The organism is Halomonas borealis, from assembly GCF_004798905.1.
In the GTDB taxonomy this organism is placed as follows: Bacteria; Pseudomonadota; Gammaproteobacteria; order Pseudomonadales; family Halomonadaceae; genus Halomonas; species Halomonas borealis.
This window is the reverse complement of the sequence record NZ_SDMO01000005.1, coordinates 70,328-83,367: the sequence shown is the minus strand read 5'-3', so window position 1 is coordinate 83,367 and position 13,040 is coordinate 70,328. Positions and strand designations below refer to the sequence as shown.

Annotated in this window: 8 protein-coding genes; 7 read left to right on the top strand and 1 reads right to left on the bottom strand. The window is 65.1% G+C overall.

Going from position 1 to position 13,040, the window contains the following annotated elements; genetic code table 11:
* Positions 1-3: 3 nt before the first annotated feature.
* The 7 genes from sdhA (at position 4) to sucD (ending at position 10,837) form a co-directional block, all read left to right on the top strand.
* Positions 4-1,776 (top strand): succinate dehydrogenase flavoprotein subunit, encoded by a 1,773-nt coding sequence (sdhA, locus tag ETC07_RS06900; RefSeq protein WP_136247771.1) that lies wholly within the window; start codon positions 4-6, stop codon positions 1,774-1,776.
* 11 nt (positions 1,777-1,787) lie between these two features.
* Entirely contained in the window at positions 1,788-2,498 is a 711-nt protein-coding gene (locus tag ETC07_RS06895; RefSeq protein ID WP_136247770.1) for a succinate dehydrogenase iron-sulfur subunit, read from the top strand.
* Between the two features lie 211 nt (positions 2,499-2,709).
* Entirely contained in the window at positions 2,710-5,547 is a 2,838-nt protein-coding gene (locus tag ETC07_RS06890) for a 2-oxoglutarate dehydrogenase E1 component (RefSeq protein WP_136247769.1), read from the top strand.
* Between the two features lie 42 nt (positions 5,548-5,589).
* Positions 5,590-7,173 (top strand): 2-oxoglutarate dehydrogenase complex dihydrolipoyllysine-residue succinyltransferase, encoded by a 1,584-nt coding sequence (odhB, locus tag ETC07_RS06885; RefSeq protein WP_136247768.1) that lies wholly within the window; start codon positions 5,590-5,592, stop codon positions 7,171-7,173.
* 47 nt (positions 7,174-7,220) lie between these two features.
* On the top strand, positions 7,221-8,660 hold the full coding sequence (gene lpdA, locus ETC07_RS06880; protein ID WP_136247767.1) for a dihydrolipoyl dehydrogenase: 1,440 nt from the start codon (positions 7,221-7,223) through the stop codon (positions 8,658-8,660).
* Positions 8,661-8,798: 138 nt separating this feature from the next.
* Positions 8,799-9,965: an ADP-forming succinate--CoA ligase subunit beta gene (gene sucC, locus ETC07_RS06875; protein ID WP_136247766.1), complete on the top strand. Its 1,167-nt coding sequence runs from the start codon at positions 8,799-8,801 to the stop codon at positions 9,963-9,965.
* Positions 9,965-10,837, top strand: a complete 873-nt coding sequence (sucD, locus tag ETC07_RS06870; protein WP_136247765.1) for a succinate--CoA ligase subunit alpha — start codon at positions 9,965-9,967, stop codon at positions 10,835-10,837. The genes sucC and sucD overlap by 1 nt, the downstream gene beginning before the upstream one ends.
* Positions 10,838-10,981: 144 nt before the next feature.
* Here the strand turns inward: sucD and ETC07_RS06865 are convergent, their stop codons facing one another.
* Positions 10,982-12,922 carry an exoribonuclease II gene (locus tag ETC07_RS06865; RefSeq protein ID WP_136247764.1) on the bottom strand — a complete coding sequence of 647 codons (1,941 nt, stop codon included), beginning with the start codon at positions 12,920-12,922 and terminating at the stop codon, positions 10,982-10,984.
* Positions 12,923-13,040: the final 118 nt, after the last annotated feature.

Genomic DNA, 13,040 nt, shown 5'->3' with positions numbered 1-13,040 from the left:
TCCATGTCTACCATGCGTAGCCTGACCTTCGACGCCATCATCATCGGCGGTGGCGGTTCCGGCCTGCGGGCCGCCCTCGAGCTGGCCAAGTCCGGCAAGAAGACCGCCGTGCTGTCCAAGGTCTTCCCGACCCGTTCGCACACCGTCTCCGCCCAGGGCGGCATCACCTGTGCCATCGCCTCCTCGGACCCCGAGGATGACTGGCGCTGGCACATGTATGACACCGTCAAGGGCGGCGACTACATCGCCGACCAGGATGCCGCCGAGTACATGTGCTCCGAAGGCCCCAAGTCGGTCTTCGAGCTCGAGCACATGGGCCTGCCGTTCTCTCGCTTCGACAACGGTCGCATCTACCAGCGTCCGTTCGGCGGCCAGTCCAAGAACTTCGGTGAAGGCGGCCAGGCGGCCCGTACCTGCGCCGCGGCGGACCGTACCGGCCATGCCCTGCTGCATACTCTTTATCAGAATAACCTGAAGAACAATACCACCTTCCTCAACGAGTGGTATGCCATCGATCTGGTCAAGAACGCCGACGGCGACGTGGTGGGCTGCATCGCCATGGACATCGAGTCCGGCGAAGTGGTGCATATCAAGTCCAAGGCGACCGTGCTGGCCACCGGTGGCTCCGGCCGTATCTATGCCTCCACCACCAACGCCCTGATCAATACCGGCGATGGCATCGGCATGGCGCTGCGCGCCGGCTTCCCGATCCAGGACATCGAGATGTGGCAGTTCCACCCGACCGGCATCTACGGCGCCGGCACCCTGGTGACCGAGGGTTGCCGCGGCGAGGGTGGCTACCTGATCAACAAGGACGGCGAACGCTTCATGGAGCGTTACGCGCCCAACGCCAAGGACCTAGCCGGCCGTGACGTGGTCGCGCGCTCCATGGTGCTGGAGATCCTCGAGGGTCGCGGCTGTGGCGAGAACGGCGATCACGTCTATCTCAAGCTCGACCACCTCGGCGAGGATGTCCTCAGCAAGCGCCTGCCGGGCATCGTCGAGCTGTCCAAGACCTTCGCCCACGTGGACCCGGCCAAGGAGCCGATCCCGGTGGTGCCGACCTGCCACTACATGATGGGCGGCGTGCCGACCAACGTGCACGGTCAGGCGATCATGCCGGACAGCGATGGCAATGATCAGATCGTCAACGGCCTGTTCGCCGTGGGCGAGGCGGCCTGCGTGTCGGTCCACGGCGCCAATCGCCTGGGCGGCAACTCGCTGCTCGACCTGGTGGTCTTCGGGCGTGCCGCCGGCATGTTCATCGAGAGCGCGCTCAACGAGGGCGTCGAGTACCTGGCGGCCAGCGAGTCCGACGTCGCGGCGGCCATGCAGCGCATCAACCGCTGGAACGAGTCCGAGAGCGGCGAGACCGTGCCCGAGCTCAAGCGCGATCTGCAGGACATCATGCAGAATGCCTTCGGCGTCTTCCGCCAGGAAGACAACATGCAGAAGGGCGTTCAGCAACTGGCCGAGCTGCGTAAGCGTATCGACAACGCCTACCTGCCGGACAAGTCCAACACCTTCAACACCGCCCGGGTCGAGGCGCTCGAGCTCGACAACCTGATGGAAGTCGCCGAGGCTACCGCCATCGCCGCCCTCGAGCGCAAGGAGAGCCGTGGTGCCCACTCTCGCTACGACTACCCGGATCGCGACGACGTCAACTGGCTGAAGCATTCCATGTACTTCCCGGCCGAGAAGCGCCTCGGGAAGCGTGATGTGAACTTCGCGCCCAAGACCGTCGACATGTTCGAACCGAAAGTCCGTACCTACTGAGGGGAGTCACGATGTCCACGCTTCAGGTATCCCTGTACCGCTACAATCCCGAGACGGACTCCGCGCCTTACATGGAGGAGTTCCAGGTCGACACCCAGGGTCGCGACCTGATGGTGCTCGATGTCCTGCATATGGTGAAGGAGCAAGACAACGGCCTGGCCTTCCGTCGCAGCTGCCGTGAGGGTGTGTGCGGCTCCGATGGCATGAACATGAACGGCAAGAACGGCCTGGCCTGCATCACGCCGCTGTCCGACGTGATCAAGAAGGGCAAGCTGACGCTGCGCCCGCTGCCTGGTCTGCCGGTCATTCGTGACCTGGTGGTCGACATGAGCCTGTTCTACCAGCAGTACGAGCGCATCCAGCCGTACCTGCAGAACGACACGCCGGAGCCGGCCATCGAGCGCCTGCAGTCGCCGGAAGATCGCGACAAGCTCGATGGCCTCTACGAGTGCATCCTGTGTGCCTGCTGCTCGACCGCTTGCCCGTCGTTCTGGTGGAACCCGGACAAGTTCGTCGGCCCGGCCGGCCTGTTGCAGGCCTATCGCTTCCTGGCCGATTCTCGTGACGAGGCGACCCGCGAGCGCCTGGAAGAGCTCCAGGACCCGTTCAGCGTGTTCCGCTGTCGCGGCATCATGAACTGTGTGGCGGTGTGCCCGAAGGGGCTCAACCCCACGCGTGCGATCGGCAAGATCCGCGAGATGCTGCTGGCGGATGCCACTTAAATCGTGGGCCGGGGCTTGTTATCATGCGCCACAGGCTGCGGCGTGCTGTCGCAGCGTGGCCCCCGGTGAGCTATTCGAAGCCGGTGCCTCGTGCACCGGCTTCGGATCATCGCAACACAGGCATCCGCCCCGTCGGCGGGCTGCCCAATGATGTCGCCACGGGTCAACCGTGACGGCCGACACCACCCCATCAGTGCAGGGTGACCGAGAGATGCAACAAGGCATTATGGAGTTGATGTGGCGCTCCTCTCATGTCAGTGGCGGTAATGCCCACTACGTGGAAGCGCTCTATGAGCAGTACCTCGAAGATCCTTCTGCCGTTCCCGATGAATGGCGTCAGTACTTCGATCAACTGCCGGACCCCGATGGCGGGGCCACTCACGACGTTCCGCTTGCCCCTACCCGCGAACAGTTCTATCAGCTAGGCCGTCAGCGCCGTACCACCCAGAGCGCCTCCGCCGCGCCTGAGAGCGACGTGAATCGCAAGCAGGTCAAGGTACTGCAGCTGATCAACGCCTACCGCTTTCGCGGCCACCAGAAGGCCGACATCGATCCACTGGGCTTGCGCGATCCCAAGCCGGTACCCGACCTGGATCTGTCGTTCCACCAGCTCTCCAAGGCCGATCTGGAGACCGAATTCCAGACCGGCTCGTTCTTCCTCGGCGTCGACAAGGCTCCGCTGAAGGAGATCGTCGAGGCGCTGGAGCAGACCTACTGCCGCAGCATCGGCTGCGAGTTCATGCATATCGTCGACACCGAAGAGAAACGCTGGCTGCAACAGCGTTTCGAATCGGTGCGTTCCAAGCCCAAGTTCAGCGAATCGGTGCGCAAACACGTCTTCGAACGGCTCACCGCCGCCGAGGGCCTGGAGAGCTACCTGGCCTCCAAGTATCCGGGCACCAAGCGGTTCGGGCTGGAAGGCGGCGAGTCCTTCATCCCGATGATGGACGAGCTGATCCAGCGTGCCGGTGGCTATGGCACCAAGGAAGTGGTGATCGGCATGGCCCACCGCGGCCGTCTCAACGTGCTGGTCAACATCCTGGGCAAGAACCCCTCCGAGTTGATCGACGAGTTCGACGGCAAGAAGCTGGTCGAGCGCGGCTCCGGTGACGTCAAGTACCACCAGGGTTTCAGCTCCAACGTCATGACGCCGGGCGGTGAGGTCCACCTGGCGATGTCGTTCAACCCGTCGCACCTGGAGATCGTCGCACCGGTGGTCGAGGGGTCCGTGCGGGCTCGCCAGGATCGCCGCGATGACGCCGACGGCGGCAAGGTGCTGCCGATCAACGTCCATGGCGATGCGGCCTTCGCCGGCCAGGGCGTGGTCATGGAGACCTTCCAGATGTCTCAGACCCGTGCCTACCGGACCGGCGGCACGGTGCACATCGTGATCAACAACCAGGTCGGCTTCACCACCTCGCATCCGCTGGACTCGCGTTCCACCGAGTACTGCACCGACATCGCCAAGATGGTTCAGGCGCCGATCATCCACGTCAACGGCGATGATCCGGACGCCGTGCTGCACGCCACTCAGGTGGCGCTGGACTATCGGCAGCAGTTCAAGCGGGACGTGGTCATCGACCTGGTGTGCTTCCGCCGTCGTGGCCATAACGAGGCCGACGAGCCGTCCGGCACCCAGCCGATGATGTACACCAAGATCAAGGAACACCCGTCATCGCGCGCGCTCTTCGCCGAGCGGCTGGTCAAGGAAGGGCTGTTCAGCGAAGACGAGACCAAGGCCACCATGGAAGGCTACCGGGATGATCTGGTCGCCGGTAATCACGTGGCCAACGCCCTGGTGCAGAAGCCCAACACCGCGTTGTTCGTCGACTGGAAGCCCTATCTCGGCCACGAGTGGAGCGGCCACACCGACACCAGCTTCGACATGAAACGCCTGCAGCACCTGGCGACGCGGATGTGTGAGGTGCCCGACGGCGTCGGCGTGCAGCGCCAGGTCGCCAAGATCTATGACGATCGCCGCAAGATGCAGGCCGGAGACCTGGCCTGCAACTGGGGCTTCGCCGAGACCCTGGCCTACGCCACGCTGCTCGACCAAGGGCACCGGGTTCGTCTGACCGGCCAGGACACGGGGCGCGGCACCTTCTCTCACCGCCATGCGGTGGTGCACAACCAGAACGATGGCAGCACCTACGTGCCGTTGCAGCACCTTCGAGAGGGGCAGCCACACTTCACCATTCACGATTCCTTCCTGTCGGAAGAAGCCTTGTTGGCGTTCGAATATGGCTATGCCACCACGGCCCCCAACGACCTGGTGGTCTGGGAGGCCCAGTTCGGCGACTTCTTCAACGGCGCTCAGGTGGTGGTCGACCAGTTCATCTCCTCCGGCGAGACCAAGTGGGAGCGGCTGTGCGGCCTGACGATGTTGCTGCCTCATGGCTACGAGGGGCAGGGCCCCGAGCACTCCTCGGCGCGTCTGGAGCGTTTCCTGCAGCTGTGCGCCGAGCACAACATGCAGGTCTGCGTGCCGACCACGCCGGCGCAGATCTATCATCTGCTGCGTCGCCAGGTCATTCGTAAGCTCAGAAAGCCCTTGGTGGTGATGTCGCCGAAGAGCTTGCTGCGTCACAAGGATGCGACGTCCAGCCTCGACGAGCTGGCCAATGGCCGCTTCCAGATGGTGTTGCCCGATCAGGGCGAGCGCGACGCCGAGAAGGTCGACCGCATCATCCTGTGTGCCGGCAAGGTCTACTATGACCTGGCCAACTGGCGCGAGGAGAACGCCCGCGACGACGTGGCCATCCTGCGCCTCGAGCAGCTGTATCCGTTCCCCGAGGCCGAGCTCTTCGAGGCCATTCAGGGTTACACCAACGCCAACGAAGTGGTGTGGTGCCAGGAAGAGCCGCTCAACCAGGGGGCCTGGTACCCCAGCCAGCACCACATGCGGGCCGTGGCCGAGCGCCTCAAGACCGGCCTGGGCGGCAAGCTCAAGTTCGCTGGCCGTCCGGCATCGGCGGCGCCCGCGGCGGGCTACATGTCCGTGCACACCGAACAGCAGCGCCAGCTGGTGGAAGACGCCTTCAACCTCTAAGGCGGCCCACCGGGACGAGACAGAACATACAAGGGAAACGACATGGCTACCGAGATCAAGGCACCCACCTTTCCGGAATCCGTTGCCGAGGGCAGCGTCGCCGCCTGGCACAAGAAGCCGGGTGACAGCGTCGAGCGTGACGAACTGATCGTCGAGATCGAGACCGACAAGGTGGTGCTCGAGGTCGTGGCACCCGAGGCCGGCACCCTGGCCGAGGTACTGGTGGAAACCGACGATACCGTGCAATCCGAGCAGGTGCTCGGCCGCATCGGTGAGGCCGCGGCGAGCGATGCCGAGCAGGCCGAGAGCAGCGGCGACGAGAGTTCGGCCTCCGACTCCGAGAGTGCCGACCAGGCCTCCACGCCGAAAGCGGCCGGCGGCCAGCAGCATGAGGTGAAGGCGCCGACCTTCCCCGAGTCCGTGCAGGAAGGCACCGTGGCCAGCTGGAGCAAGCAGGTCGGTGAAGCCGTCAAGCGCGACGAGGTACTGGTCGAAATCGAGACCGACAAGGTGGTACTCGAGGTGGTCGCGCCGGCCGATGGCGCGCTGTCCGAGATCAAGGCCGAGGCCGACAGCCAGGTGGCTTCCGAGCAGGTCTTGGCGATCTTCACCGAAGGGGCCGGTGGCGATGCCGCCGCGAGCTCCGACGGCCCGAGTTCCGCCGGCGAAGGCAAGGCCGCGGCGTCGGCCGACGACGGTGCCAGCGACGAGCAGGTCGGCGACAAGATCCTGGCCCCGGCCGCGCGCAAGCTGGTCGCCGAGCATGACCTCGACGTCGCCAAGCTCGAGGGCACCGGCAAGGGCGGGCGTGTGCTCAAGGAAGACGTGCAGAAGGCCGTCAAGGAGGGCAGCGCCAAGAAGGCCGCCAAGCCGGCGAGTGCCGCCAAGGCCGCTGCCGCGGCGCCGGCCCCGGCCGTCGAAGGCGAGCGCCCCGAGAAACGCGTGCCGATGACGCGTCTGCGCAAGACCATCGCTAAGCGCCTGGTCGAGGCTCAGCAGACCGCCGCCATGCTGACCACCTACAACGAGGTGGACATGGGCGCGATCATGGATCTGCGTGCCCAGTACAAGGATACCTTCCTCAAGGCCCACGATACCAAGCTCGGTTTCATGGGCTTCTTCGTCAAGGCGGCCTCCGAGGCGCTCAAGCGCTTCCCTGACGTCAACGCCTCCATCGATGGCGATGACATCGTCTATCACGGCTATCAGGACATCGGCGTGGCCGTGTCGACCGACCGTGGGCTGGTGGTGCCGGTGCTGCGCGACACCGACAGCATGAAGATCGCCGATGTCGAGAAGGGCATCGTCGACTTCGGCAAGCGTGCCCGTGACGGCAAGCTCGGTATCGACGAGATGCAGGGTGGCACCTTCACCATCACCAACGGCGGCATCTTCGGCTCGCTGATGTCCACGCCGATCCTCAACCCGCCGCAGACCGCGATCCTTGGCATGCACAAGATCCAGGAGCGTCCGATGGCGGTGAACGGTAAGGTCGAGATCCGCCCGATGATGTACCTGGCGGTGTCCTACGATCACCGCATGATCGACGGCAAGGACGCGGTGCAGTTCCTGGTCACCCTCAAGGAGCTGCTCGAGGATCCGGCCCGTCTGCTGCTGGATGTCTGATCGGCGCGGGTTAACGAGCACAGCGAAACACATTGCAAGGAGCCAACATGGCCGACAAGTTTGATGTCATCGTCATCGGCGCGGGCCCCGGCGGCTACGTGGCTGCCATCCGTGCCGCCCAGCTGGGCCTGAAGACCGCCTGTGTCGAGAAGTGGATCGGCAAGGACGGCAAGACCTCCCACGGTGGCACCTGCCTGAACGTGGGCTGCATCCCGTCCAAGGCGCTGCTCGAGGCCTCTCACAAGTTCGTCGAAGCGAAGCATGACTTCGACGACATGGGCATCCAGGCCGGTGACGTCAGCATGGACGTCGAGAAGATGATGGCCCGCAAGGATACCATCGTGAAGAACCTGACCGGCGGCATCGCCGGCCTGTTCAAGGCCAACGGCGTCACCGCCATCGACGGTACCGGCAAGGTCACCGGCGATAAGCAGGTGGAAGTGACCGACCCGGATGGCAAGGCCACGACCTATGAGGCCGACAACATCGTGGTCGCCGCCGGTTCCGTGCCGGTCGATATCCCGCCGACCCCGCTCACCGAGGACCTGATCGTCGATTCCACCGGCGCCCTGGAATTCCAGGAAGCGCCCAAGCGTCTGGGCGTGATCGGTGCCGGTGTCATCGGCCTGGAGCTCGGCAGCGTGTGGAGTCGCCTGGGCTCCGAGGTCACCGTGCTGGAGGCCATGGATGATTTCCTGCCGATGGTCGACGGTACCATCGCCAAGGAGACCCAGAAGCTGCTCAAGAAGCAGGGCCTGGACATCAAGCTGGGCGCGCGCGTCACCGGCTCCGAGGTCAAGGGTAGCGAGGTCGTGGTCCAGTACGCCGACGCCAAGGGCGAGCAGGAGGTCACCTTCGACAAGCTGATCGTCTGTGTCGGTCGTAAGCCCTACACCCAAGGCGTGATCGGTGACGGCGTGGGCGTCGAACTGGACGAGCGCGGCTTCATCAGCGTCGATGACCGCTGCCACACCAGCGTGCCGAACGTCTACGCCATCGGCGACTGCGTACGCGGCCCGATGCTGGCCCACAAGGCCTCCGAAGAGGGCATCATGGTGGCCGATATCATCGCCGGCCATAAGGCCGAGATGAACTACGACGCCATTCCCAGCGTGATCTACACCTTCCCCGAGGTGGCCTGGGTCGGCATGACCGAGCAGGATGCCAAGGCGGCCGGCATCGAGGTCAAGACCGGTGCCTTCCCGTTCGCCGCCAGCGGACGCGCCATGGCCAACAATGCCACCGAAGGTCAGGCCAAGGTCATCACCGACGCCGAGACCGATCGTATCCTGGGCATGCATATCGTCGGCCAGCATGCCGGCGAGATGATCGCCCAGGGCGTCATCGCCATGGAGTTCGGCTCCAGCGCCGAGGACCTGGCGCTGTCCTGCTATGCGCACCCGACCATGTCCGAGGCCGTCCACGAGGCTGCCCTGGCCGTGGAAGGCCACGCCATCCACATGGCGAACCGCAAGAAGCGCAAGTAAGACAACAAGAGCGCCGCCTGCGGGCGGTGCTTCCTTCCGGCCTCGTACCGAGAAGGAGCGGTGGTAGCCGCCGCGCTGCGCCGAGCCGGCGCTCGGGCGACTACCGTTCGAGTCACATGCAACCAATGGCATGAATCGATGAACCTTCACGAGTATCAAGGCAAGCAGCTGTTTGCCGACTATGGTCTGCCCGTTTCCAAGGGCTTCGCCGTCGACACCCCCGAAGAAGCGGCGGAAGCCTGCAAGAAGATCGGCGGTGAGATGTGGGTCGTCAAGGCCCAGGTCCACGCCGGTGGCCGTGGCAAGGCCGGTGGCGTCAAGCTGATCAAGAGCCCGGAGGAGGCCAAGGCCTTCGCCGAGGAGTGGCTGGGCAAGAACCTGGTGACCTTCCAGACCGATGAACACGGTCAGCCGGTCGCCAAGATCCTGGTCGAGAACTGCACCGATATCGCCGACGAGCTGTATCTGGGTGCGGTGGTCGATCGTACCACCCGTCGCGTGGTCTTCATGGCCTCTACCGAGGGTGGCGTCGAGATCGAGAAGGTTGCCGAGGAAACCCCCGAGAAGATCCTCAAGGCCGAGATCGATCCGCTGGCCGGCGCCCAGCCGTACCAGGCCCGTGAGCTGGCCTTCCAGCTGGGACTCGAAGGCGCCCAGGTCAAGCAGTTCACCAAGATCTTCCTGGGTCTGTCGAAGCTGTTCCACGACAAGGACCTGGCGCTGCTCGAGATCAACCCGCTGGTGATCACCGACGAAGGCAACCTGCATTGCCTCGACGCCAAGATCGGCCTGGACGGTAATGCCCTGTACCGTCACCCGGACCTGCAGGCCATGCGCGATCCCTCCCAGGAGGATTCCCGCGAGGCCGAGGCCGCGGCCTGGGACCTCAACTATGTGGCCCTGGACGGTAACATCGGCTGCATGGTCAACGGCGCCGGCCTCGCCATGGGCACCATGGACATCGTCAACCTCAACGGCGGCAGCCCGGCCAACTTCCTGGACGTCGGCGGTGGCGCCACCAAGGAGCGCGTGGCGGAAGCCTTCAAGATCATCCTGTCTGACGACAACGTCAAGGCCGTGCTGGTCAACATCTTCGGCGGCATCGTGCGTTGCGACATGATCGCCGAGGGGATCATCGGGGCCGTCGAACAGGTCGGCGTCAACGTGCCGGTCGTGGTGCGTCTCGAGGGTAACAACGCCGAGCTGGGTGCCGAGAAACTGGCCTCCAGCGGTCTGAACATCATCGCTGCCAAGAGCCTCACCGATGCGGCTCAGCAGGTCGTCAAGGCAGCGGAGGGCAAGTAATGAGTATCCTGATCGACAAGAACACCAAGGTCATCTGCCAGGGCTTCACCGGCGGCCAGGGGACCTTCCACTCCGAACAGGCGATCGCCTACGGCACCCAGATGGTCGGCGGCGTGACGCCGGGCAAGGGCGGCCAGGAGCATCTCGGCCTGCCGGTGTTCAACACCGTCAAGGAAGCGGTCGAGCAGACCGGTGCCGAGGCCAGCGTGATCTACGTGCCGGCACCGTTCTGCAAGGATTCCGTCCTCGAAGCCGCCAACGCCGGCATCAAGCTGATCGTGTGCATCACCGAAGGCATCCCGACGCTTGACATGCTCGACGTCAAGGTCAAGTGCGATGAGCTGGGCGTGCGCCTGATCGGCCCGAACTGCCCCGGCGTGATCACCCCGGGTGAGAGCAAGATCGGCATCATGCCGGGCCACATCCACCAGCCGGGCAAGGTCGGTATCGTGTCGCGTTCCGGTACTCTGACCTACGAGGCGGTCAAGCAGACCACCGACCATGGCTTCGGTCAGTCCAGCTGTGTCGGCATCGGCGGTGACCCGATCCCGGGCTCTACCTTCATCGACATCCTCGAGATGTTCGAGAAGGACCCGAAGACCGAGGCGATCGTGATGATCGGTGAGATCGGCGGCACCGCCGAGGAAGAGGCCGCGGCTTACATCAAGGAGCACGTCTCCAAGCCGGTGGTTTCCTACATCGCCGGCGTCACCGCGCCTCCCGGCAAGCGCATGGGCCACGCCGGCGCCATCATCGCCGGCGGCAAGGGCACCGCGGACGAGAAGTTCGGCGCCCTCGAGGCGGCGGGCGTCAAGACCGTGCGTTCGCTGGCCGAGATCGGCGATGCCCTGAAGGTTGCCACCGGCTGGTAAGCCGATGTCGCCTTCCGGCACGCGAAAAGGGCACCCTAGGGTGCCCTTTTTCATGCCTGATCGGCCGCTGTGCCGAACGCAGACCTTGAACGAAAGACGGCGGCCGAGGGCCACCGTCGATGTCGCGTGTGGAGAATCGTGGGCTCAGTCGGCCGGACGGCCAACCAGTGAGCGAGTCTCCTCACGGGCCTCGGTCAAGGCCACGCGGATCGCGTCGCCCAGCTTGAAGCGCTCGACGCCCTCGATCTGGATGCGGCCTTCCTTGTCGTCGATCGCGACCTTGTCGCGGTCCGAGTGCATCAGCGGGGCCGGCACGAAGGCGGTGGCGCCGTTGGCGGTCAGTCGCACGCGCATGCCGCCACGGTTGACGGCGATGATTTCGGCATCGAAGCTTTCGTTCGCCTCGGCGGCCGCACCCAAGAAGCGCACGTAGAGCCAGTCCTTGACGTCGCGCTCGGCCATGCGGTTCAGGCGGCGGCGTTCGGTGAGCTGCTCGGTGAGCTCGAGGCTGGCCTCGGCCGGGGCCTGCTCGCCCTTGAGTACTCGCTTGATCAGGCGGTGGTTGACCATGTCGCCGTACTTGCGGATCGGCGAGGTCCAGGTGGCGTAGGCGGCGAGCCCCAGGCCGAAGTGCGGGCCGGGTTTCGCCGACATGCTGGTGAAACCCTGGAAGCGGCGCAGGCGGGCATCCAGCCAGGCATCGTCGCGGCCCTCGAGCTCACGCTTGAGCTCGGTGTAGCGGGAGAGCTCGGTGAGCTGCTCGTGTTCCACCTGGATGTCCTGACCGGCCAGGAACTCCTGGGCGGCCTCGGCCTTCTCGGGCTCGAAGGCGCGGTGGACGTTGAAGATGCCGTGACCCACATGCTGGCTGAGCAGGTCGGCGCAGCTGGCGTTGGCGGCGATCATCGACTCCTCGATCATGCGGTTGGCGATGCGCCGCTCCTCGGTGTGGATCCCCAGCACATTGCCGGAAGCATCGAGGTCGAAGACGTAGTCCGGGCGATCCTTGAACACCAGGGCATGCTTGGCGCGCCAGGCGGCACGTGCCTCGGTCAGTTCGCGCAGGGCATGCAGCTGCTCGCCGATGGCCTCGCTCGGTGCCCAGTCACCCTGACCCTCGAGCCAGTCGGAGACGTTGTCGTAGGCAAGCTTGGCATGGGAGCGGGCGGTGGCGGCGAAGAAGCGGTAGTCGCCCAGGCTGCCGTCGGCCTCGATGTCCAGCGCGCAGGCCAGCACCGGACGGTCCTTGTCTTCCCACAGCGAGCACAGGTCGTCGGCCAGTTGCTCGGGCAGCATGGTCACGTTCTGGCCCGGCAGGTAGACGGTGAAGGCGCGGGTGCGAGCCTCCAGGTCGGCGGCGTGGCCTTCCTCGACATAGGCGGTGGGATCGGCGATGGCCACGCTCAGGGTCCAGCCGCCGCCCTCGCGGGAGGTGATGCGCAGGGCATCGTCCATGTCGCGGGTCTTCTCGCCGTCGATGGTGAAGAACGGCTCGGCGGTCAGGTCCTCGCGCTCGAGGCCCTCGTCGTGCAGCGGCCAGTCATCGCCGGCGTCCGGGCATTCCTGCTCGAGGGCATGGCGGGCCAGGGTCACCCGCCAGGGCACCGCCGGATTATCGGTCTTGGCCACCAGCTCGTCGATCTGGGCGAAGAAGCCGCGGTCGTCGGCCTTCAGCGGATGACGCACCAGGCGTGCCACCACCCAGTCGCCGTCGGCGATGCTGGCCTCGTCGAGGCTGCGCTTGAGGCGTGCCTTGAGAACGTTCTTCACCGAGGGGTGGTCGGGAACCACGGCGAGGCGACCGTCGCGCTTCTGGACCCGGGCGACGAAGCGCTGCAGGCCGATCTCCAGCAGGACATCCGGCTCGACCGACTTCTTCTCACCTTCCTCGTGGAGGATGGCCTCGACCCGGTCGCCATGCAGCACTTGCTTCATGGCGGGGGGCGGCACGAAGTAGGACTCGCCGTCGTCGGTCTCGAGGAAACCGAAGCCACGCTCGGTGGCCTTGATGACCCCCTCGACACGGGGGGTGTTATCACGCATCTGCTGCTTGAGCTGAGCAAGCATCGAGTTGTTCTGAAGCATCGGACACTTTGGCTTGGCGGGGAGTAGAGGGCCACTATACGGATTCCGCCAGCCCGCGCCAATCGGGCGACGCCCCGATCACGCCCCGCCTGTGCCGGCCACGTCGCTGGGACCTCGA